Raw genomic sequence first — 21,480 nt, forward strand, 5'->3', positions numbered from 1 at the left:
GTACGAGGTCGTAAGGTGAACGCGTGCCACCACGCAGCAGGTCAGGGAGCTATTCGGTCGGCCGTGCACGACGCGAGCGGATCGTCGTGACCGCTTCCGAGCGCTTCGCCGGCACCGGCTATCACCGCACGTCACTGGCGCAGATCGCGGAGGCAGTGGGGGTGACCGAGGGTGGTCTGCTCTACCACTTCCCGTCGAAGCGTCACCTGCTGCTGGCGGTGGCCGAGCATCGCATCGAGACCATCGCCGGATGGTGGTCGGAGCTGAGCCCGCGGGCGACCTTCGGCGAGGTCCTCGACGCGCTGGTCGCCACCACCGGCCGGTTCCTCCAACAGCCGGGCCTGATCGAACTGTCAGTGCTGGCGGTGGCGGAGGCGGCCGACCCGTCGGGGCCGGCGCACGAGGTGTTCGCCGCGCGCTACCGGGAGGCGGTCGGCGGGCTGGCGGCGGCGTTCGGCCGTTGCGCGGAGCGTGGCGAACTGGCCCCCGATGTCGACTGTGTGGCGCTGGCCCGCGAGTGCATAGCGGTGAGTGACGGCCTGCAATTGCAGTGGGTGCTCACCGCCGGCGACCTAGACCTGGCCGCCGCCATCAGGCACCACGTCGACCGGGTGGCGCGCAGCGCCGCGAGCCCAACCGCCAGCGCTGCGAGCCCAACCGCCAACGCTGCGAGTCCGAGCGCCAGCGGATTGGCGTCGCAGTAGCCGCGGGCGTTCGCATTGCCTGTCGTTATCGGGGATTCAACGTGCCGTGGCCGGGGTGGGAGAACGCCACGGCCCGCTCGGAGGCCGCCACGAACGCCTGGACCACGGGGCGATCGTCGTCGGTTCGGCGTCCGATCGCCCGGATCGCCATGCGGACCCGGGCCGGGGAAGACGGTCTCAGTGCTGGAACCGCAACCAGTTCAGGTTGACCAGTTCGGTGCCGTCGTCCGAGGTGAACGTGATGAAGACGGTGTGTACCCCGGTCACCGGGGCCAGCACGGCGGTGTCGGTGCGCCAGTTCTGCCAGTCCCCGGTGTTGCTCACCGAGATCTCGCCGACCGGCTCGCTGTCCCGGCTGTCCAGCCGGATCTGGAGCCGTCCGGTGGCGCTGGAAGCGGACGCCACCCGAATCGCGGCCTTGGTGGCCGGCACCGAGCCGAAGTCGAAGTTGTCGAACCGCAGATGGTCGTCCCGGTTGATCCACCCGACGTTCTTGCCGCCGCCCTCGTCGCTGGTGTCCTCGGTCTCCACCCCGGAGAGCTCGGCCGCCGACTCGGCTTGGAGCACCGCGTACTCGATCGCGGAGGCAGAGGCGGACGGAGACGGCGACTCGTCAGAAGCTGGGGAGGCAGCACCTGGAGAGGCAGAAGCCGAGGAGTTGGAAGCGGGGGAGACAACAGGTGCGGGCGGAAGCGCTACCGCCGGAGTGTCGTCCTGCCAGCGACCGATCGCATAGCCGATCACGACGAGACCGAGGACACCGAGCGCGATCAGCGCCCGCTGCCGGGTCTTCCAGGACTTGGTGCGGTAGATGTTCGGGGATGGCTGGTCCACCCGATCAAGGGTAGTCAGCGCCCGGCGACGCGAAATGTCAGGCTGTGTGAAGTCCGGGTGCGGTCTCCCGCAGCAGCGGTTCCTCGGTGGCGCAGACGCACCGGGTCCGGAGACGGCGGGCCGGCGGGACTGGGCGCGTCCTCCGCAGACGGATACCGGTGTCCGGGGAGAGAACCACGACCAGGAGCGGCAGAGATCAAGCTTGCGTGTACGGGTGGCAGGGCCGCTCGTAGAGAGTTCGGCGCACCCGCCCTGTTCGACGATCCGGCCCGGACGCATCACCGCGACCCGGTCGCGGAACGAAGTCGGTGAACCAACAGAGAGCCCAGCCGATCCCGATCGCCGTTGATGGCAGTGTAGCCGTCATCGCTACGATGAGTGACGGCCGAGCGTCGTGGGCCCACCGGGTGAAGAGGTCGCGGCCGACCCCGAACCGGTGGGCCCGATGGCGGGCTGCCCGAAGTCATCGCCGAGGTCCTGGAGCGGGGGCGCCGGGTCCTGGCCCTCGGGCGCGGCCAGTGACTGGACCCTGACCTGCGCCTTCGTCCCCACGGGAATGCCCACCTCTCGTCAGATACGGTCATACCACTCAATTCGTACAAAATGGTGGAAGCTTGTCCTTGATTCGCAAAGCGTTACCAAGAGGTCTTTCGGCTGGGGTCCGGAGCGCGGCCGGATGCGCTTCGTTACGCTGAATGCCGACCCCGTCAGGGCGCCGCTGTGGACAGTTCCGGCGCGTCTCGCGCCTGTTCCGATGGCCCGCCGGTAATCGGGTGTCGATAAAGGCGGATGCCCCAGAGGGAAACATTCATCAACAAACGCCTATGATCGCCGGAAATCCGAAACAATCGAGAAACGATCTTGTCGGGTTCGGGGCGGATGGAAAGCGTGACTCTCCGCAACGGAGGGCATGCACAAGTACGGTGAAGCAGACAATCGAGACAAGGGTGATGGTTCGCCGAAACATTGCTGGGATTTATCCCTAAAATGGGGTCTTATCACCTCCGGCGTGGGCTGGCGGTATGACCTAGGCCTTATGGGAGCGAACCCGTTCCGTTACCGGATCGATGCGTCAACACATTTCTCGGCCAATGGTTGTCGACTACATTTTCCAAGCGCGGCAGGCGAATACCGCTCACATACGTCCCGCACTAGGGATACGGGGAAAGGGTGGTGCGAGATGTCGCGAGGTAACATCCCCGGCCGGATCATCCTCGTCACCCACACGAGGCAACGGTTCGCCCCGCGTCCAAGTCCGCTACGAGGAGAAACCGCATCATGAGCAACACCCCGGCCGCCGCCGACTCCCGCTCACCAGGCACCGAGGACACGGCGGTAGCGGTTCTCCAGCCCGACACGGCGGCGAAGGCATTCGTCGGCCGGTCACCGGGCCAGCTCGCGTGGATCCGCCTCAAGCGGGACCGGACCGCGTTCGCCAGCTTCATCATTGTCGTCTTCTTCATCTTGATCGCGCTGTTCGCGCCGGTGATCTCCCGGCTGTACGGAGTAACCGCGACCGAGGGCTTCAGCGACAAGCTGACCTACCAGGGACTGCCGACCGGCTACCTGGGTGGCATCAGTGGCGACCACTGGCTCGGCCTGGAAGCCGGCATCGGCCGTGACCTGTTCATGCAGTTGATCTTCGGCATGCGGACCTCGTTGATCATCGCCTTCCTGTCCGCGATCATCTCGATCGTGCTCGGTGTCGTGCTCGGCATCGTCTCCGGTTACTTCGGTGGCTGGGTCGACCAGAGCCTCACCTGGTTCACCGACTTCATGCTGGCGTTCCCGTTCCTGGTCTTCGCGCTGGCGATCATCCCGATCATCAACACCGCCTCCTACGACGTGGGGGAAGAGGTGCCGGGCTCGTTCCGGATCGCGGTGATCATCGGGGTGTTCGCGCTCTTCGGCTGGATGACGACGGCTCGCCTGGTTCGCGGCCAGATCCTGTCGCTGCGCGAACGTGAGTACGTGGAGGCGGCCCGTGCCGCCGGCGCCGGCAGCGCGCACATCCTGTTCAAGCAGCTCCTGCCGAACATCTGGGCGCCGATCCTGGTCTCCTTCTCTCTGGCTCTGCCTGGCTTCATCGCCGCCGAGGCAGCTCTGTCGTTCCTTAACATCGGTGTCGTGGAGCCCACGCCCGACCTCGGCCGGCTGGTCTACTACGGCCGGCAGTGGCTGGGTACCCCGGACTGGGCCTACTTCCTGATCCCCGCATCGACCGTGTTCGTCGCGGTCCTCGCGTTCAACCTGCTGGGCGACTCGCTTCGTGACGCTCTTGACCCGAAGTCCTCGAAGTGACCGGCCGGAACTGAAACACCCCGTGTATTTCCGCTCGTGCCGCGGCGGGTCGGGTGGCCCAGGCACGAATCGGTTGAGAGAAGGAGAACCTTAAGTGCGACGCAGATTCGGAGCGCTGCCCATCGGCGTTCTGGCGGTTGCCCTTGTTGCCAGCGGTTGTTCGGAGACCACGAACGACGCTGACGGCGGCAACCAACAGACCGTGGTGCAGACCGGCTCGATCGCGACCGACCCGGCGGACTCGCTTGGTCCGGCCAAGGCGGTTGACGGTGCCACGAAGGGTGGCACCGTCAAGCTCCTCCACGCGGCGGAGTTCGAGCACCTCGACCCCCAGAAGATCTACGTCTCGGACGCGCTGTCCATGGCGACCCAGTACGCCCGTACCCTGACCGGGTACAAGGAGGACGGCACCGGCGCGCTGAAGCTGGTCGGCGACCTCGCCACCAACGCGGGCGAGGACGTCAACGGCGACTGCAAGGTGTGGAAGTACACCCTGAAGGACGGCCTGAAGTTCGAGGACGGCACGCCGATCACCGGCGCTGACGTCGCCTACGGCATCTCGCGCTCGTTCGACCCGGAGTGGGGCGTCGGCCCCACCTACATCCAGCAGTGGCTGACCGGTGCGGTCGAGTACAACACCACCTACAAGGGCCCGTTCCTGAGCGCCGGCGCCGAGGTGCCCGGTCTCAAGGCCGAGGGTAACGTGATCACCTTCACGTTCCCGCAGGCCCAGTGCGAGACCCCGTTCGCGGTGGCCATGCCCACCACGGCGCCGGTCCCGAAGGCCAAGGACACCAAGGGCGACTACGACCGCAAGCCGGTCTCGTCCGGTCCGTACATGATCAAAGAGCACGCGTACGACCAGTTCATCGACTTCGTGCGTAACCCCAACTGGGACCCGGCCACGGACCCGATCCGTAACGCGTACCCGGACGGTATCCGGGTCGAGTTCGGCATCGACGCCGAAGCTGGCGCCAACCGGGTCGTCGCCGACGCCGCTGACGACCAGGCCGCCTTCATCTGGGCGAACGTCCCGGCCGCGGTGCTGTCCAAGACCAACACTCCTGAGGTCAAGGAGCGCGTCGAGGCCGGCGCGTCGCAGTACGTCGAGTACACCTGGATCAACACCGCCCGGGTCACCGACCTGAAGGTGCGCCAGGCGCTCAACTACGCCGTCGACCGTGACGCGATCATCAAGGTGCGCGGTGGTGTCGACCAGTTCGGCTCGACCATCATCTCGCCGACCATCGCGGGCTACGAGAACTTCAACGCCTACGACGGTGGCCAGAGCGGCAACGCCGAGAAGGCGAAGGAACTGCTCGGTGGCAAGACCATCAAGCTGACCTACGCGTTCCCGAACGTGCCGGTCCGGCAGCAGATGGCGGCGAAGACCAAGGAGGTCTACGCCAAGGCCGGTATCGAGCTGGTTCTGACCCCGCTCGACCCCGCGACCTACTACGACAGCGTCGGCACCAAGGGCAACCAGTACGACCTGATCCGTGGTGGCTGGGGTGCTGACTGGCCGTCCGCCTCGACCGTCATCCCGGCTCTGCTCGACGGCCGTACGATCCGTGACAAGGGCAACCAGAACCTCGCCTACTTCAACGACGCCACGATCAACGCCGAGATCGACCGGATCAAGGGCCTCAAGGCCACTGAGTCCGCCGCCGAGTGGGCCAAGCTGGACAAGAAGATCATGACGGAGTTCGCGCCGCTGATCCCGCAGTACTACATCGGCAACTACGAGATCCACGGTTCGAAGATCGGCGGGACGTTCCTGAGCGACTCGTACGGTCACATGACCCTCAACACCATGTTCGTCAAGCCGTAACAGTCTCTCCAACCACACCGGTGGGATGATCGCGCGACCCGCGGTCATCCCACCGGCCGTGGCCAGTCACGAGGAATGTAGAGAACCGTGTTCCGCTTCCTGATCAAGCGCCTGTTACTGGCGTCGACCACGCTTGTGGCCATCTCGATCGTCACCTTCCTGTTGTTCTTCGCGGTGCCGTCCAGTCCCGCGTGGGTGATGTGCGGGCGGAACTGCTCCCCCGAGCGGATCGCCCAGGTCGAGCAGAGCCTCGGTCTCGATCAGCCGATCACCAAGCAGTACACAGACTTCGTCAAGGGCGTCTTCGTCGGCCGTACCATCGACGACGCCGGCACCATCCGCGAGTGCGACGCCCCCTGCCTCGGCTACTCCTTCCGCAGCAAGGAGCCGGTCACCGACACCATCGTCCGGTCGCTCCCGATCACGGTGAGCATCGTCGCCGGCGCCATGGTGATCTTCTTGACCGTGGGTGTCGGGCTGGGCATGCTGGCCGCGCTGAAGAAGGGCACGGTCTTCGACCGGGTCGCGATCGGTGCCTCGGTCGGCTTCGCCTCCACACAGACTTACACCCTCGGTGGTGTCCTGCTCCTGGTACTCGTCTACTCGACCGGGCTGCTGCCCAACCCGCACTACACGCCGATCACCGAGAATCCCCTGGACTGGGCGGCCGGCATGCTGCTGCCCTGGATCACCCTCGGTCTGATCAACTCGGCGATGTACGCCCGGTTGTCGCGAGCCCAGATGATCGAGACGCTCCAGGAGGACTTCGTCCGGACGGCGCGGGCCAAGGGCCTGTCGCCCCGGGTGGTCAACCGGCGCCACGCGCTGCGTGCCGCGATCACCCCGATCATCACGATCGCGGGTGTCGACCTGGGCGCCTACCTCGGCGGCGTGGTCATCACCGAAAGCGTGTTCAGCCTCAACGGCATCGGCCGCGAGGCCGCACAGGCGGTCACCGACCTGAACCTTCCGGTAGTCATGGCCACCGTCCTGCTGGCGGCGTTCTTCATCGTCACCATGAACATCATCGTCGACATGCTCTACGCGGTGATCGACCCCCGCGTCCGACTCGGCTGAGCCGTACAGAGCTGACGTGGAAAAGAGCGAAATGACGACTTCGAACAGCCCTGCCACAGCCGCCGTCGACCCGGACGCCTACCTGCAGGTCCGCGATCTCAAGGTGCAGTTCCCCACCGAGGACGGCCTGGTTCGCGCGGTGGACGGCGTGTCCTTCTCGGTGCGCCGCGGGCAGACCCTCGGCATCGTCGGTGAATCCGGCTCCGGCAAGAGCGTGACCAGCATGTCGATCCTCGGCCTGCACAATCCCGCCCGGACCAAGATCAGCGGCGAGATCTCGATCGGTGGCAAGAACATCGTCGGGATGAAGGAGGAGCAGATCCAGCGCCTCCGCGGCAAGGACGTCGCGATGATCTTCCAGGATCCGCTGTCCGCGCTGCACCCGTACTACAAGGTCGGCCGCCAGATCGCCGAGGCCTACAAGGTGCACCACCCGAGGGCGAGCAAGAAGGAGGCCACCGCCCGGGCGATCGACATGCTCGACCGGGTCGGCATCCCGCAGCCGCAGCGCCGCGCCCTCCAGTACCCGCACGAGTTCTCCGGCGGTATGCGCCAGCGCGCGATGATCGCGATGGCCCTGGTGAACGACCCCGCGCTGCTGATCGCCGACGAGCCGACCACCGCGCTCGACGTGACCGTGCAGGCCCAGATCCTGGAACTGCTGGAGGACCTCCAGCGCGAGTTCCACTCGGCGATCATCATGATCACCCACGACCTGGGTGTGGTCGCGCAGGTCGCCGACGACGTGCTGGTGATGTACGGCGGCCGCCCGGTGGAGACCGGCTCGGTCGAGCAGATCATGAAGCGCCCGCAGCACCCGTACACCTGGGGTCTGCTGGCCAGCGTCCCGTCGCTGCACGGTGACGCGGGCGCCGACCTGGTGCCGATCAAGGGCAACCCGCCCAGCCTGATCAACCTGCCGACCGGATGTGCGTTCAACCCGCGCTGCCGGTACGCCGGCCAGAACGGCAACCTCTCGTTCACCGAGCGGCCCGAACTGCGGTCGGCCGGGGAGGCCGGGCACAACGTGGCCTGCCACCTCTCTCATGAGAACCGCCAGCGCATCTACGCTGAAGACATCGCGCACGCAGGAGTGGCCCAATGACTGATCTCGCAGACTCCACGGCGAGCGCGGCTGTCGCGACCTCGCCGGTCCGGGAGCCGCTGCTCAAGGTCGAGGGCCTGACCAAGCACTTCCCGGTCCGCTCCGGCGCGTTCGGTGCCAAGCAGTTCGTCCGCGCGGTGGAGAACGTCAGCTTCGACGTGCGCCCCGGTGAGTCGCTCGGCCTGGTCGGCGAGTCCGGCTGTGGCAAGACCACCACCGGCCGGATGCTGGTGCGTCTGCTGGAGTCCACCTCCGGCAAGATCACCTTCCAGGGTGAGGACATCACCCACACCAAGGGCAACCAGCTGCGCAAGCTGCGCCAGGACATCCAGATCATCTTCCAGGACCCGTACGCCTCGCTGAACCCGCGGCACACGGTCGGCAAGATCGTCGCGATGCCCCTGCAGGTCAACAACATCAACCCGCCCGGCGGGGTGAAGAAGCGGGTCCAGGAGCTGCTGGACACCGTCGGCCTGAACCCGGAGCACTACAACCGGTACCCGCACGAGTTCTCCGGCGGCCAGCGGCAGCGCATCGGCATCGCCCGGGCGCTGGCCCTCAAGCCGAAGCTGATCGTCGCCGACGAGCCGGTCTCCGCGCTCGACGTGTCGATCCAGGCCCAGGTGGTCAACCTGCTGCGTCAGCTGCAGAAGGACCTGGGGCTGTCGTTCGTCTTCATCGCCCACGACCTGGCGGTGGTCCGGCACTTCTGTGAGCGGGTCGCGGTCATGTACCTGGGCCGGATGGTGGAGATCGGCACCCGCGAGCAGATCTACGAGCGGCCGTCGCACCCGTACACCCGGGCGCTTCTCTCGGCTGTCCCGGACGTCACCAAGCTCGGCGCGGCCGGCCGGATCAAGCTGGAGGGCGACGTCCCGTCGCCGCTCAACCCGCCGACCGGCTGTGTCTTCCACACCCGCTGCTGGAAGGCACAGGAGAAGTGCTCCGCCGAAGCCCCGAAGCTGGTGGCGACGGTGGACGGGTCCACGGCGGCCTGCCACTTCCCGGAGACCGGCAAGCTGGTCTGAGTCTTTCGAGCAACAAAGACAGCGGCTTTCGTACGTCGTACGAAAGCCGCTGTCTTTTGGTCTTTTCAGACCGTCGCGCCCTCCAGGAACAGCCGCCCTGCCTCGGCGGCCGGGATGGGCCGGGAGAAGTAGTAGCCCTGAGCGAACCCGCAACCCATCTCGCGCAACGCCGCCAGCTGGCCGAACTCCTCGATGCCCTCGGCCACCGTCGACATGCCGAGACTCTTGCCGAGCCGGACGATGGTGTCGGTGAGCGCCGTGTCGTCGGCGATCACCCCGAGGCGCTCGACGAACGACCGGTCGATCTTGAGGGTGTCGACCGGGAACCGGCGCAGGTACGCCAGTGACGAGTACCCGGTGCCGAAGTCGTCGATGGCCAGCGTCAGACCGAGAGCCTTGAGTCGCACCAACTGCTCCAGGTTGGCCTCGGTGTCGGTCATCAGGACACTCTCGGTCATCTCCAGGCACAGCAGCCCGGCGGCCATCCCGGTCTCGGCCAGCACCCGGGCGACCGACTCGGCGAAGTCGGCCCGGTCCAACTGCCGGACCGAGACGTTCACCGCCATCTTCAGCGGGCGCCCACCGGCCGCCGCGGACCACTCGACGGCCTGCCGGCAGGCCTCCTGCAGCACCCAGTGCCCGAGCGGCACGATCTGGCCGGTCACCTCGGCGATCGGGATGAAGTCCAGCGGATTGATCATGCCGCGGGTCGGGTGCGGCCACCGGACCAGCGCCTCGAAGCCGACCACCTGACTGGTGGCCAGGTCGATGGTGGGCTGATAGTGCAACCGCAGCTCACCACGGTCCAGGGCACCCCGCAGGTCGTTCTCCAGTTCCAGGCGCTCGACCAGGCCCTCCCGCATCCGGGGGTGGTAGCCGGTGACGACACCCCCACCGGACGACTTGGCCTGATGCACGGCCAGGTCGGCGTCCCGCATCAACTGCTCGGCACGCTCGCCGGGGCGGTCGGTGCCGATCTCGTCCGGCAGGGTGGCCGTCGCGGCCAGGCCGATGCTGGCCCGCACGTGGATGAGGCGGGTGCCGGCCTCCACCGGTGCCTCCAGATCGTCGAGGATCCGCCGGGCGATCACCTCGGCGTCCCCGGAGTCCGCGGCGAGGATCGCGAACTCGTCGGCACCGAGCCGGGCGACCAGGTCCACCTCCCGGACACACGCCTTCAGCCGGTCGGCGACCCGCACCAGCAGCTGATCACCGGCCAGGTGGCCGAGGCTGTCGTTGACCCGCTTGAAACCGTCCAGATCCAGGTGGAGCACCGCCACGTCACCGCCGTCCCGCAGTGCGGCAGCCGCCCGGTCCCGGAACAGCGCCCGGTTGCCGAGCTGGGTGAGCGAGTCGTGGTACGCCTCGTGCACCAGCTGGTCCTGCAACTCCTTGCGCTCGCTGATGTCCCGGGTGTTCAGCACGAACCCGGCCACCCGCGGGTCGTCCACCAGGTTCGTGATGATCACCTCGGAGGGGCGCTTCCGGCCGTCCCGGTGGGTGTGGATCACCTCGAGCGTGACGGTCCCGTACGCCGTGGTCGCCGCCCGCCGCATCGCCTCGGCCAGCCGCATCGCCACCTCGGCCTCGACCAGATCGGTGTACCGGTGGCCGACGAACACCTCCGGCCCGTACCCGAACACCCCCTGGATCGACTCGCTCTGGTAGCGGATCACCCCGTCCGCACCGATCACCGTCACCACGTCCGAACTGTGCCGGATCAATGACTGGAACCATTGCTCACGGTTGTGCAACTCGGCGGTGCGCTCGGCCACCCGGAACTCCAGGGTGCGAGTCAGGGCCCGGTTCTCCAGCTGGGTGAGCAGTTGCCGGCCGACGATCAGCAGGATCAGCAGCGACCGGGTGTAGTTGACGAACGGGTGACTGGCGCCGGTCTGCAGGTGGAACCAGACACTGGAACCGAGGGCGGCCAGCACCGCCGCGTACGGCACCATGATCGCGGTGTTCCAGACACCCGGCGGCAGCTCCAGCGCGTTCAGGTGGTCCACCCGCGGCCGGAGCGCGCCCAGGGCGATCAGCGCGTAACCGGCCACTGAGGCCAGGTGCACGATCGGCGCGGCGTCGTACGAGTCGACGAGCACCAGGTAGACGTGTCCGATGTCGGTGATCACGAAGGCGCTGACACCGGCGCCGAAGAACATCAGGTCGGAACCGCCGCCGTGCTGCCGGCGCTGCGCCGGCAGCATGTAGCCGACCATGGTGGCCAGCATGATGTCGGCCAGCGGGAAGACGAGCGTCGAGTAGAAGGCCGGCCCGGACGCCCCGGACTCCAGCCGCGGATCCATCACGAACACCCAGGCGACCAGGGCCAGCGACACCGCGATCAGGAGCCCGTCCAGGACGCTGCGCAACCGGTTCGCGAGCGGCTGGGAGGTGCTCGGCAGGATCAGCAGACCGGCCGGGATCAGCACCACCAGCCCGGCCAGGCTCGGGATCTCCAGCACGGCGACGAGCGGCGGCCCGGCGAACCAGGCGAACTGGCCCAGCCCCCAGAACAGCAGACCCGTGCCGATCAGCGCCCAGCCCCAGCGCGCCCGGCCCATGAACCCGGCGGCCCGCCACAGACAGGCCGCGGCCGCCGCCGCGCCCCCGCCGAGCAACGCCCAGGAGGTGACCGTCCAGACGACCCCGGGACCACCGGCCCCGGACACCACGAGCAGCACCAGGACGGTGAGGATCACCCCGGCCACGATGGCCAGCCGGGCCCAGCGGCGGGCCGCACGGGGATCCCGAGCCGTGTTGTCGGCTGCCATCCGTCCCCACCCTTCGACCCCACCTCCGTGCTCGGTGGTCAACCGGGGACATCGGGCCTGGCCAGGAGCTTCTGAGGAGATTTACAAGATCAATTGCCGTCCGCCTCCCGGCGGGCCCTGGCCCGGCGCTTGCCCTCGTGCATCGCCTGGACCCGGGCCACCGGGATGGTGTGCCCCTCGGTGACCAGCCCGGCCGGCAGCTCCCGCGGTTCGGGCATCGCGGTGGCCCACGGGTCACGCTCGCCGAGCAGCGCGGGCGCGGTGTGCACGGTGAAGTCGGCGGGGCCGACCCGGTCCAGATCCGCCCAGTCGACCGGGAACGAGACCGGCACTCCGGGCCGGGCCCGCGGGCTGTACGCCGCCACCACGGTTGCCCCACCGGCCCGGGTGGCGTCCAGGAAGACCTTGCCGTGCCGGTCCTCGCGGATGAACGCGGTGGTGGCCAGCTCCGGATCGAGCCGTTCGGCCCGGGCGGCCACCGCGCGCTGGGCGGCTGCCACGTCCTCCGGCGCGGGAGTACCGGCCAGCGGCACGAAGACGTGCACGCCCTTGGCGCCGCTGGTCTTGACCGCCCCGTCCAGCCCGGCGTCGGCGAGCGCCCGCCGGACCAGGCGGGCGCCCGCGACGGCCAGCGCGAACCCGCCGTCCTCGGGCGGGTCCAGATCCATGATCAGATGGGTGGGGTGCGGCGACCCGGTGGTGGTCAGCGCCGGGTGGTACTCGACGGCCCGCTGATTGCCCAGCCAGAACAGCGTGCGCCGGTCGTTGGCCAGGGCGTACGTCACCTCCCGGTGCGACGAGTCGGCCCAGACACTCGCGCGGGGCACCCAGTCCGGCGTGTATTTGGGCAGATTTTTTTGCATGAACCGGTCCTGGCCGCGGAGCACCCGGATCACCGACAGCGGCCGGTCCCGCAGCACCGGCAGGAACCGGCCGGCCATCACGTCCAGATAGTCGACCAGGTCGCGCTTGGTGGCACCGGCCCCGGGAAACAGCTCCTGGTCCAGGTTGGTCAGTGGTACGCCGTCGCGTTCCTCACCCATCCACCCATCGTGCCCGGTTACTGCTGCCGGATGAACTGTTTGGCGGCCGCCGTCAGGGCGGCCTGCAGCGAAATCCGGTCGCCGGAGACGGAGAACGCGGCGACCGCGGCGTTCGCGGCGTTCTGCCAGGGCTGGGAGCAGGCCGAACCGTGCGCGCACGACGGCACCGGGACACCCGACCGCCAGTCCTTCGCCGCCTCGACCTGGTAGTCGGTGAAGCCGGTGGTGGCGGTGTCGGTCCGGGCCGGGATCGAGCCCTTGCGGGCGTTGAACTCCCGCTGGCCCTCCGGTGAGGCGACGGTCCGCAGCCAGCAGCGCGCGCCCTCGGGATTGGCGGCTGCGCTGGTCAGGGCGAACGAGTCGGCCAGCCACTGGAAGGCGGTGCCGTTGCCGGGGAAGGCGAACGTGTCGAACCCGGCCGCCAGGTCGGCGGCCATCCAGTCGCCCATCAGCTGATAACCGGCCGTGCCGTCGACGAGCAGCCGTTGTGCCTGCGGCCAGTCCAGCGAGTTCCGGTCGGTGTTGCTGAACGTGATGACCCGGGCGTAGTCGCCGATCGCCGCCGTCACCGGGGCGCTGTCCCATCGGGTCTCGCCGGTGAACAGCCCGGTGAACCGCTCCGGGCCCAGCCCACTGATCAGCACCGCCTCCAGCAGCATCAACTGGGTCCAGTCCCGGCCCAGAGCCAGCGGGGACTCCACCCCGCTGCCGCGCAGAGTCTCCAGGTCGCGGACGAACTCGTCCAGGTTCGCCGGTACGGTCCGGATCCCGGCGGCGGCGAGCACCCGCTCGTTGGCCCAGACCACGTTGGCCCGGTGCACCCCGGCCGGCACCGACCAGACCCGGCCGTTCACGGTCAGGGTCTCGATCAGGCCGGCCGGCAGCGCGGTGCGCAGGCCCCACGCGTCGAATTCGGCGCTCAGGTCGGCGACCTGGCCGGAGTCGATGTGGTCGAGCAGTTCCGCGCCGGCGTGCACCTGGAACGTGTCCGGCGGGTCGCCCTGGCGCAACCGGTCGGCGAGCACTTGTTTGGCGGTGATCCCGGCACCACCGGCGACCACACCGTTCTCGAAGCTCTGCCCGGGGCATCCGGTGCCGAACCGGGCCACCAGGGCGTCCAGTCCGTCCTTCTCGCCGCCCTCGGCCCACCAGGTGAAGACTTCGACCGTCGACGTGGCCGGGTCGTCCTCGGTGGTCGAGCAGGCGGCCGCCACCAGCAGGGCGGCGGCGCTGACGACGGCCGTCAGGGCGCGTCGTGTGGTGCGCATGGACTCTCCTTCTCTCCCGTGGACTCTCCCGTCGACCGACTTAATTCCTCCGGGGTACGTCAAACGGGCCATAGCTCGCGGTCTATTCCAGTCTGCACAATCTAGGCATGACCGCACCGGGCGACACCATTCTCGTCATCATCCTGGCCGCCGCCCTCATGGCCTGCTGCGGATACGCCACCGGACGACTGCACCAGCGCCGGCAGAGCGGGGCCGACCGGGCCACGGCATACAAGCGCGGGTACGACGCCGCCACTCGCAGCGTCTTCAGCATGGCCGCCCGCGCCGCCGGCCGCCGGGCCACCGCTCCGGAGGTCGTCGAGCTCGGCCCCGACGTGCCCGGCCAGCGGGAGGCCCGGCACGCCGTCCCCGAGGAACTGGTCCGGGCCGCCACCTACCTGTTGCCGCCGGACCGGGTGGCCCGCGCCCGGGTGCCGCACCCGCGCACCTGATCAGCGGCCTGCGGCGGCCAGGGCTTCCTTCAGGCCGCGGGCGGCCAGGCGGTCAGCGCGCTCGTTCTCCGGATGCCCGGCGTGGCCCTTCACCCAGTGCCACGTCACCGTGTGCCTGCGGACCACGGTGTCCAGCCGCTGCCACAGGTCGACGTTCTTCACCGGCTGCCGGGACGCGGTCATCCAGCCGTTGCGTTTCCAGTTCTCCAGGTACTTCGTGATGCCGTTCCGGACGTACACACTGTCGGTGTAGAGATCCACGGTCAGCGGCGCGCGGTTCAGAGCCTCCAGCGCCATGATCGCGGCCATCATCTCCATCCGGTTGTTCGTCGTGGACTCGGCCTCCCCGCCACAGAGATCCTTCTCCGCCTTTCCCCAGCGCAGCACCGCACCCCAGCCCCCGGGCCCGGGGTTCTTCGAGCACGCGCCGTCCGTATAGATCTCCACCAAGGCCATACCCGGAGCCTAAACGGCGGCCTCAGGGAGGAGGACGGGCCGCCGCCGGACCGGGCATGGTGAGACAAGCCATCCGGTGCACCGTCGAGCGGGGGCTATCAGGCGGCCACCGTAAGGTGACCGGTGGCGGACGTATCGGCGGATTGGCGGGACTCATGGTGGGTGGCGACGCGGCCGCGGTGCGGGTACGGGACGTCGTGGTGCGCTACGGCGACACGACCGCCGTCGGTGGGGTGTCCCTGACCCTGCCACGCGGGCGGGTGCTCGCCCTGCTCGGGCACAACGGCGCCGGGAAGACGAGCCTGCTCCAGGTGTGTGAGGGCTTCCGGCGGCCGGCCGGCGGCGAGGCCCGGGTGCTGGGGCTGGACCCGGTCGGCGACCACGACGAGCTGATGCCCCGGCTGGGCATCATGCTGCAGTCCGGTGGTGTCTACCCGTGGGCGACAGCCGGTGAGATCCTGCGGCTGTTCGCGTCGTTCGCCGCGAACCCGCTCGACACCGACATGCTGCTGGACCGGCTGGGGCTGCGGAAGTTCGAGCGCACCCGGTTCCGCCGGCTGTCCGGCGGCGAGCAGCAGCGGCTGAGCCTGGCGGTGGCCCTGGTCGGCCGCCCGGAGCTGGTCTTCCTGGACGAGCCGACCGCCGGCATGGACACCGAGGCCCGGCACACCACCTGGCAGCTGATCGAGGAGTTGCGCTCCGACGGCGTGTCGGTGCTGCTCACCACGCATCTGCTGGACGAGGCCGAACGCCTCGCCGACGACGTGGTGATCATGCGATCCGGCCTGGTGGCGGCGACCGGCACCCCGGCCGAGCTGACCTCCTCGTCGGCGATCGACGTGCTGGAGGTGCGCGCCGACCCGGGCCTGGACCTGAGCGGGCTGCGCGCCGGCCGCACGGTGGCCGAGCCGTCCCCCGGTTTCTACACGGTCTCCGGCTCGCTGGACACCGCCGGGCTGGCCGAGGTGCTGGCCTGGTTCGCCGCCGCCGGGGCCGGGGTGACCGCGATCAACACGCGCCGCCGCACCCTGGAGGACGTCTACCTCTCCCTGACCACCCCGACCCCGGTTGGAGTCGCCCGATGAGCACCTTCACCCCCGCTCCCGGTCGCGCTCCGATGCGCGTCATCCTCGGCAAGCAGATCAAGATGGAGCTGCTGCTGACCGCCCGCCGTGGTGAGGCGGTGGTCCTCGCGATGGGGGTGCCGCTGCTGGTGCTGCTCGGCGCGGGACTCTTCGACGTGACGAACCTGCCGACCGAGGACCGTCTCGGGTACGTGGTGCCCGGCGTGCTGGCGCTGACCGTCATGTCGACCGCGTTCACCGGCCAGGCGATCACCACCGGCTACGAGCGTAGTTATGGCGTACTCAAAAGGCTCGGCGCTTCGCCGTTGACCCGGCCCGGACTGCTGATCGCGAAGACCGCCGCCGTGCTCGCCCAGATCGTGGTGCAGGTGCTGGTGCTCGCGCTGGTCGGGTTCGCGGTCGGCTGGCGTCCCGAGGCCGGCGCGCTGCTGCCCGCGGTCGGCGTGACCGTGCTGGCCGCCGCCGGTTACAGCGGCCTGGCCCTGCTGCTGGCCAGCGTGCTCAAACCGGAGACCACCACCGGTGCGGCGACCCTGATCTACGTGGTGATGCTGTCCGTCGGCGGGATCATGTTCGGTGCCCCCGACCTGGGCGCCGCCGGCTGGTTCCTGCTGCCGCTGGCCGCACACGCCGAAGCGCTGCGGGAGGCCCTGATGCACGGCGGCTCGGTCCCGCTCGGCATCTGGGCGGCCCTCCTGGCCTGGGCGATCGTCTGGCCGGCTGCGGCAGCCCGTAACTTCAAGTGGGAGTGAATGCGGTGGTACGACCGTCCCTTGACTGGCAGTAATGTTTGTCTTTGCCAATCCTTGTTCTGTCTGCCAAATCATGATGGTTGATGACAGGACCGCTGTAGACTGGCATGCGAGGAGGTCGTTATGGCGAAGGTTTTGGAAGGTCGAGTCTCGAAGGAAGGCCGGGTGGTGATCCCGGCGGACATCCGGCAGATGCTGGGTGTCGCTGAGGGTGACCGGGTGCAATTCGTCGTCGAGGACAGCGGTGATGTGCACCTGACCACTCAGCAGGCGCTGGCGGAGTCTGTGTGGGCGCAGAACTCCCGGGTGGTCGACGACGTCGACGAGGCCGATCGCTCTCAGGAGAGCAGTGCGGACGCCGGCCGGGTGGCCCGCTGGTTCGACGGCGAGGCTGAGGACATGGCTCCGATGCCGGGCGACGCGTTGCTGATGCAGCTGTTCGCCAAGTGAAGCAGGGAACGGCCGGGCCGCTGGTGCTGGATGCGTCGGTGATGACCGCGTGGATTCTGCAGCAGGATCAGCGGTGGCAGCGGGTCAATCGGCTGTTCCAGGCTTCGCCCACCGATCTCGTCGCTCCGGTGCCGGCCCTGACTGAAACCATGTACGTTGCCCGTCGTCATGGCAACGGTGCCAGCTACCAACAGCTGCTCGCCGCTCTGACAAGCTTCGGGATCCGGACTGAACCGAGTACCGAAGCAGATGCGCTCTGGGCAGCTGACCGGATCGCCGAGTCGGAAGTCAACCCGGCGATCTGGACCACCGCCCGGGGCGAGTCGCGTGGCCCTGGCGCGTTGTCGCTGGGCGACGGTCTCGTTCTTGCCACGGCACACCGCCTGGGGACCTTTGCTCTGACATTCGATCAGGCGTGGGGAAACTTTCCCACGATGAAGTTGCCGTCGGCGAATGCCTGGAACCTGCCCATGTGACTGTCCACCAACCGGTTGACACTGTCTGACAGTCGCCCGGTCGTCCCGTGTCATCCGGTTCTCCGCGAGGCTCTTACCTATGGAAGCCATCGAGGTAACCGGACTTCGGAAGACATATGACGGGCGGGACGCGGTCGCGGGAATCGATCTCGTCGTCGCCCGCGGCGAGATCTTCTCGCTGCTCGGCCCGAACGGGGCCGGTAAGACCACCACCGTGGAGATCCTGGAGGGCCACCGCCGCCGGACCGCCGGTGACGTGCGGGTGCTCGGCGAGGACCCGGGCAAGGCCGGCTCGGCCTGGCGGACCCGGATCGGCATCGTGCTGCAGGACGCCGACGACGCCGCCGACCTCACGGTGCGCGAGATGATCCGGCACATCGGCGGCTTCTACCCGGACCCGCGCACCCCCGACGAGGTGGTCGAACTCGTCGGCCTCACCGCCAAACGCGACAGCAAGATCCGGACCCTCTCCGGTGGCCAGCGCCGCCGCGTCGACGTCGCCCTCGGTATCGTCGGCCGTCCCGAACTGCTGTTCCTCGACGAGCCGACCACCGGTTTCGACCCGGAGGCCCGCCGGCAGTTCTGGGACCTGATCCGCACCCTCGCCGCCGACGGCACCACCATCGTGCTGACCACCCACTACCTGGACGAGGCGGAAGCGCTCGCCGACCGGCTCGCGGTCGTGGCGGACGGCCGGATCGTCGCCGAGGGCACCCCCGCGACCCTGGGCGGCCGGTCCGCCAGCGAGGCCCGGGTGTCCTGGAGCGAGGACGGCTCGAAGCGAAGCGAACAGGTGGCCGACCCCAGCGACCTGATCCGGCACCTGGTGAACTCCGGCATCGACCTGACGACGCTCACCGTCACCCGGCCCACCCTCGAAGACACCTACCTGAACCTGATCGGAGCCGACAAGTGAGCACCCTCGCGATGAGCGCCAGCCGGGGTCACGTCGAGATCCTGATGTTCCTGCGGGACCGGACCGCGGTGGTCTTCACCTTCTTCTTCCCGGCCCTGCTCCTGCTGCTGTTCGGCACCATCTTCGGCAGCGACTCGTCCGACGGGGCAGTCGCGGCGAGCCGGATCTTCACCGCCAGCATGATCGCGTACGGCGTGCTGAACACGGCTTTTGTGACGATGGGCGCCGGACTCGCGACCGACCGTGAGGACGGGACACTCAAGCGGCTGCGGGGCACACCGATGCCCGCCACCGCGTACCTGATCGGCAAGGCTCTTCTGGTTCTGGTCCTGAGCGTCGCCGAGGCAGCCGTCATGCTCCTCGTCGGTGTCCTCGTCTTCGACATGCCGTTGCCACCGGCCGCGCACTGGCTCACCTTCAGCTGGATCTTCGTGCTCTCGGTGATCGCCTGCTCCCTGCTCGGCATCGCCGTCAGCGCGCTGGTCCGGAACGCCCGCAACGCCGGTGCCATCCTGAACGTGCCGGTGGTGGCCCTCCAGTTCATCTCCGGCGTCTTCATCCACCCGATGAGCCAGCTCCCGGACTGGCTGGAGAACGTCGCGTCGGTCTTTCCGGTGCGCTGGATGGCGCAGGGGTTCCGCTACGTGTTCCTGCCCTCCGACGCTTCGTCGCAAGAGCTCGGCGGCACCTGGAACCTCGGCGGGGTGGCCGTGGTGCTCGGCATCTGGTGTGTGGTCGGATTGGCGCTGTGCCTGGGGACTTTCCGGTGGAGCGGTCGCGACCGCTGAGCATCCGGCTGTGGGAGTTGTACTACCTGGTGGTCGCGCTCGCTCTGGCGGTCGCGATCGCCTTGCTGGACGGATACTCCCCGATCCCCCGGATGCTCGCCGTCGGCGCCATCGCCGGGATGGCCGCCCTCTACCTGCTGGGCACCCGACCGCGGATCCTGAGCAACCGGCAGAACACCCTGGTGGCCGCCGCCTACCTGCCGCTCTTCGCCCTCGCCGTGGCCTGCGTGCCGCACGCCACCTGGATGCTGTTCGCCGTCATCCCGATCTTCTTCATGACGACGGCCTTGCGGACCGCGGTCGTCCTGGTGGTGATCGTCAACATCATCCCGGTCGTGCTGGAACTCCGGGCCGCTCCCGGCGGCATCGCCCTCGACCTGATGATCGCCGTCATCTCCACCGCCGCCGGTGTCTGCATGGGCGTCTGGATCACCAGGATGGCCGAACAGAGCAACCAGCGCGCCCAGCTCATCGCCGAACTCGAAGCCAGCCGGGCCGAACTCGCGCGCCTCTCCCACGAGGCCGGAGTCGCGGCCGAGCGGAACCGGCTCGCCGGCGAGATCCACGACACCCTCGCCCAAGGCTTCACCAGCATCATCACTCTGATCCAGGCGGTCGATCCGGTACTTCGCGACGAACGCTTGGCCCTCGCGGTCCGGACCGCCCGAGAAAACCTGACGGAATCCCGGGCCATGGTCGCGGCCCTCACGCCGTCGGCGTTGACCTCGGCCTCCCTTCCCTTCGCGGTACGCCGGTCGACCGCCCGTTTCACCGAGGAGTCCGGGGTGCCCTGCTCGTTCCGGATCACCGGCGACGAACGCGCCCTGCCCACCCGGGCCGAAGTGGTGTTGCTGCGCGCCGCCCAGGAGTCGCTGACCAACGTCCGCCGGCACGCGGGGGCCCAGGAGACAGCGGTGGTCCTCGCCTACACGCCGACGTCGGTGCGCCTGGTGGCCCGCGACGACGGTTGCGGTTTCGACCCCGCGACATCCTCGGGATTCGGACTCTCCGGAATGCGGGCGCGCGCGTCGGAACTCGGCGGCACCCTGGTCATCCGCAGTTCCCCCGCGGACGGCACCGTCCTCGAACTGGAGATCCCCGCATGATCCGGATCCTGCTCGTCGACGACCATCCCGTGGTGCGGATGGGCCTGCGCGGCATGCTGGACGCCGAACCCGACCTGACGGTCATCGGCGAGGCGTCCTGCGGTGCCGAGGGGACCGCGCTGGCCCGCACCGCACGGCCCGACATCGTGCTGATGGACCTGCGGATGCCCGGTGGCGACGGTGTGGACGCCATCGGCGAGATTCTTTCCACAACCACCGGTGTACGTGTGATGGTGCTGACCACCTACGAGTCGGATCGTGACATCCTGCGCGCCATCGAAGCCGGCGCCTGTGGCTACCTCCTGAAGGACGCCTCCCCCGCGGAACTGGCCGAGGCGGTCCGAGCGGCCGCCCGCGGTGAGACGGTGCTGGCCCCCAGCGTGGCGTCGACACTGGTCCGGCAGGTGCGCAGTCCCGCGCCGCCGGCCCTGTCCGCCCGCGAGACCGAGGTGCTGCGGCTGGTGGCGTCGGGCCTGACCAACGCCGACATCGGCAGGCGCCTGTTCATCAGCGAGGCCACCGTCAAGACTCACCTCCTGCGGGCTTTCACCAAGTTGGAGGTGGCCGACCGTACCGCCGCCGTGACCACCGCGATGCGCCACGGCCTGCTCTGAGGTTTTCCGCGTCGGCCCTTTCAAACCTGATCGGTTTCCTTCTCGACCGATTTTCCGCCTAACCGGTGAGAAGACCGCCCGTCCGGCCGGTCCGAATCCCGTTCGCCGGAACCGGTCCGCTGGTCCTGCGTAGGTTCGCCGCGAGACAGGCACCCAGACGAAGTGTTGCGTTGGGGTGGATTCCCGGCTATGTGAAGGCATTTCTACCGGAAAACCCGTTCCGCCGGTAACCGCCCTATACGCCGGTTAGATTGCAGTTGGCGTCGCCTCGCATCCTTGCAGGCACCGCTGGAGGCCGGTCCCGAACCGGCACCCCCAACCGCCCTAGGTGCGGTACCCGAACAGGCAAACCCGTCGCGAGGCGGGGACGCAAAGCCAGGGGCCTCCGCTGGAGGCAGCCCAGCCGCCGAAGGAGACAGG

At 68.6% G+C, this 21,480-nt stretch carries 20 protein-coding genes and 1 riboswitch; of the genes, 15 read left to right on the forward strand and 5 right to left on the reverse strand.

The annotated features are described in order from the left end of the window. The first annotated feature begins 86 nt into the window (after window positions 1–86). Window positions 87–704 (forward strand): TetR/AcrR family transcriptional regulator, encoded by a 618-nt coding sequence (locus tag BLU81_RS41580; protein ID WP_231953763.1) that lies wholly within the window; start codon window positions 87–89, stop codon window positions 702–704. A gap of 177 nt (window positions 705–881) precedes the next feature. On the opposite strand, the gene BLU81_RS41585 is transcribed toward BLU81_RS41580, so the two are convergent. Beyond that, entirely contained in the window at window positions 882–1,538 is a 657-nt protein-coding gene (locus BLU81_RS41585; protein ID WP_231953764.1) for a carbohydrate-binding protein, read from the reverse strand. A 1,278-nt stretch (window positions 1,539–2,816) separates the two neighbouring features. Between BLU81_RS41585 and BLU81_RS41595 the strand changes: the two genes are divergently transcribed. From BLU81_RS41595 to BLU81_RS41615, 5 genes are all read left to right on the forward strand, one after another. Beyond that, complete coding sequence (locus BLU81_RS41595; protein WP_092554439.1) at window positions 2,817–3,839, forward strand: ABC transporter permease; 1,023 nt, start codon at window positions 2,817–2,819, stop codon at window positions 3,837–3,839. A 94-nt stretch (window positions 3,840–3,933) separates the two neighbouring features. After that, complete coding sequence (locus BLU81_RS41600) at window positions 3,934–5,670, forward strand: ABC transporter substrate-binding protein (RefSeq protein ID WP_092554442.1); 1,737 nt, start codon at window positions 3,934–3,936, stop codon at window positions 5,668–5,670. Between the two features lie 87 nt (window positions 5,671–5,757). Further along, window positions 5,758–6,747 carry an ABC transporter permease gene (locus tag BLU81_RS41605; protein ID WP_092554445.1) on the forward strand — a complete coding sequence of 330 codons (990 nt, stop codon included), beginning with the start codon at window positions 5,758–5,760 and terminating at the stop codon, window positions 6,745–6,747. 31 nt (window positions 6,748–6,778) lie between these two features. Beyond that, window positions 6,779–7,852, forward strand: coding sequence for an ABC transporter ATP-binding protein (locus BLU81_RS41610; RefSeq protein WP_092554448.1), 1,074 nt, complete (start codon window positions 6,779–6,781; stop codon window positions 7,850–7,852). Next, window positions 7,849–8,880, forward strand: coding sequence for an ABC transporter ATP-binding protein (locus BLU81_RS41615; protein WP_092554451.1), 1,032 nt, complete (start codon window positions 7,849–7,851; stop codon window positions 8,878–8,880). Before BLU81_RS41610 ends, BLU81_RS41615 begins: the two co-directional genes overlap by 4 nt. A gap of 65 nt (window positions 8,881–8,945) precedes the next feature. On the opposite strand, the gene BLU81_RS41620 is transcribed toward BLU81_RS41615, so the two are convergent. The 3 genes from BLU81_RS41620 to BLU81_RS41630 form a co-directional block, all read right to left on the reverse strand. Next, window positions 8,946–11,654, reverse strand: a complete 2,709-nt coding sequence (locus BLU81_RS41620; protein WP_092554454.1) for a putative bifunctional diguanylate cyclase/phosphodiesterase — start codon at window positions 11,652–11,654, stop codon at window positions 8,946–8,948. Window positions 11,655–11,743: 89 nt separating this feature from the next. Next, on the reverse strand, window positions 11,744–12,697 hold the full coding sequence (locus BLU81_RS41625; RefSeq protein ID WP_092554457.1) for a DNA polymerase domain-containing protein: 954 nt from the start codon (window positions 12,695–12,697) through the stop codon (window positions 11,744–11,746). Between the two features lie 17 nt (window positions 12,698–12,714). Further along, on the reverse strand, window positions 12,715–13,965 hold the full coding sequence (locus tag BLU81_RS41630) for an ABC transporter substrate-binding protein (protein WP_092554460.1): 1,251 nt from the start codon (window positions 13,963–13,965) through the stop codon (window positions 12,715–12,717). Window positions 13,966–14,072: 107 nt separating this feature from the next. On the opposite strand from BLU81_RS41630, the gene BLU81_RS41635 reads away from it, so the two are divergent. Further along, complete coding sequence (locus BLU81_RS41635) at window positions 14,073–14,417, forward strand: hypothetical protein (RefSeq protein WP_092554463.1); 345 nt, start codon at window positions 14,073–14,075, stop codon at window positions 14,415–14,417. Here BLU81_RS41635 and rnhA read toward each other — a convergent pair whose 3' ends face one another. Then, on the reverse strand, window positions 14,418–14,873 hold the full coding sequence (gene rnhA, locus BLU81_RS41640) for a ribonuclease HI (protein WP_092554466.1): 456 nt from the start codon (window positions 14,871–14,873) through the stop codon (window positions 14,418–14,420). It lies immediately after the preceding gene. Between the two features lie 155 nt (window positions 14,874–15,028). On the opposite strand from rnhA, the gene BLU81_RS41645 reads away from it, so the two are divergent. The 8 genes from BLU81_RS41645 to BLU81_RS41680 all read left to right on the forward strand — a co-directional run bounded on the left by BLU81_RS41645 (window position 15,029) and on the right by BLU81_RS41680 (window position 21,060). Beyond that, window positions 15,029–15,958, forward strand: a complete 930-nt coding sequence (locus tag BLU81_RS41645) for an ABC transporter ATP-binding protein (protein ID WP_092554469.1) — start codon at window positions 15,029–15,031, stop codon at window positions 15,956–15,958. Further along, a complete protein-coding gene (locus BLU81_RS41650) occupies window positions 15,955–16,710 on the forward strand; it encodes an ABC transporter permease (RefSeq protein ID WP_231953765.1) in 756 nt (251 codons plus the stop codon). The genes BLU81_RS41645 and BLU81_RS41650 overlap by 4 nt, the downstream gene beginning before the upstream one ends. Window positions 16,711–16,833: 123 nt before the next feature. Further along, window positions 16,834–17,160 carry an AbrB/MazE/SpoVT family DNA-binding domain-containing protein gene (locus BLU81_RS41655; RefSeq protein ID WP_092554476.1) on the forward strand — a complete coding sequence of 109 codons (327 nt, stop codon included), beginning with the start codon at window positions 16,834–16,836 and terminating at the stop codon, window positions 17,158–17,160. Then, window positions 17,157–17,636, forward strand: coding sequence for a PIN domain-containing protein (locus tag BLU81_RS41660; protein WP_092554479.1), 480 nt, complete (start codon window positions 17,157–17,159; stop codon window positions 17,634–17,636). Before BLU81_RS41655 ends, BLU81_RS41660 begins: the two co-directional genes overlap by 4 nt. 79 nt (window positions 17,637–17,715) lie before the next feature. Continuing rightward, on the forward strand, window positions 17,716–18,552 hold the full coding sequence (locus tag BLU81_RS41665; protein ID WP_092554482.1) for an ABC transporter ATP-binding protein: 837 nt from the start codon (window positions 17,716–17,718) through the stop codon (window positions 18,550–18,552). After that, entirely contained in the window at window positions 18,549–19,340 is a 792-nt protein-coding gene (locus tag BLU81_RS41670; protein WP_231953766.1) for an ABC transporter permease, read from the forward strand. The genes BLU81_RS41665 and BLU81_RS41670 overlap by 4 nt, the downstream gene beginning before the upstream one ends. Beyond that, complete coding sequence (locus BLU81_RS41675; RefSeq protein ID WP_231953767.1) at window positions 19,319–20,446, forward strand: sensor histidine kinase; 1,128 nt, start codon at window positions 19,319–19,321, stop codon at window positions 20,444–20,446. The genes BLU81_RS41670 and BLU81_RS41675 overlap by 22 nt, the downstream gene beginning before the upstream one ends. Beyond that, complete coding sequence (locus BLU81_RS41680; protein WP_092554485.1) at window positions 20,443–21,060, forward strand: response regulator; 618 nt, start codon at window positions 20,443–20,445, stop codon at window positions 21,058–21,060. The genes BLU81_RS41675 and BLU81_RS41680 overlap by 4 nt, the downstream gene beginning before the upstream one ends. Window positions 21,061–21,394: 334 nt before the next feature. Continuing rightward, window positions 21,395–21,471: riboswitch (cyclic di-GMP riboswitch) on the forward strand. Window positions 21,472–21,480 lie beyond the last annotated feature (9 nt).

It is taken from the genome of Actinoplanes derwentensis, assembly GCF_900104725.1.
GTDB classification, from domain to species: domain Bacteria; phylum Actinomycetota; class Actinomycetes; order Mycobacteriales; family Micromonosporaceae; genus Actinoplanes; species Actinoplanes derwentensis.

Bases quoted from the DNA above. Each gene is read 5' to 3' on its own strand.
- BLU81_RS41595 (WP_092554439.1), top strand. From the start codon at position 2,817: ATGAGCAACACCCCGGCCGCCGCCGACTCCCGCTCACCAGGCACCGAG.
- BLU81_RS41610 (WP_092554448.1), top strand. From the start codon at position 6,779: ATGACGACTTCGAACAGCCCTGCCACAGCCGCCGTCGACCCGGACGCC.
- BLU81_RS41615 (WP_092554451.1), top strand. From the start codon at position 7,849: ATGACTGATCTCGCAGACTCCACGGCGAGCGCGGCTGTCGCGACCTCG.
- BLU81_RS41620 (WP_092554454.1), bottom strand. From the start codon at position 11,654: ATGGCAGCCGACAACACGGCTCGGGATCCCCGTGCGGCCCGCCGCTGG.
- BLU81_RS41625 (WP_092554457.1), bottom strand. From the start codon at position 12,697: ATGGGTGAGGAACGCGACGGCGTACCACTGACCAACCTGGACCAGGAG.
- BLU81_RS41630 (WP_092554460.1), bottom strand. From the start codon at position 13,965: ATGCGCACCACACGACGCGCCCTGACGGCCGTCGTCAGCGCCGCCGCC.
- BLU81_RS41635 (WP_092554463.1), top strand. From the start codon at position 14,073: ATGACCGCACCGGGCGACACCATTCTCGTCATCATCCTGGCCGCCGCC.
- rnhA (WP_092554466.1), bottom strand. From the start codon at position 14,873: ATGGCCTTGGTGGAGATCTATACGGACGGCGCGTGCTCGAAGAACCCC.
- BLU81_RS41645 (WP_092554469.1), top strand. From the start codon at position 15,029: ATGGTGGGTGGCGACGCGGCCGCGGTGCGGGTACGGGACGTCGTGGTG.
- BLU81_RS41650 (WP_231953765.1), top strand. From the start codon at position 15,955: ATGAGCACCTTCACCCCCGCTCCCGGTCGCGCTCCGATGCGCGTCATC.
- BLU81_RS41655 (WP_092554476.1), top strand. From the start codon at position 16,834: ATGGCGAAGGTTTTGGAAGGTCGAGTCTCGAAGGAAGGCCGGGTGGTG.
- BLU81_RS41665 (WP_092554482.1), top strand. From the start codon at position 17,716: ATGGAAGCCATCGAGGTAACCGGACTTCGGAAGACATATGACGGGCGG.
- BLU81_RS41680 (WP_092554485.1), top strand. From the start codon at position 20,443: ATGATCCGGATCCTGCTCGTCGACGACCATCCCGTGGTGCGGATGGGC.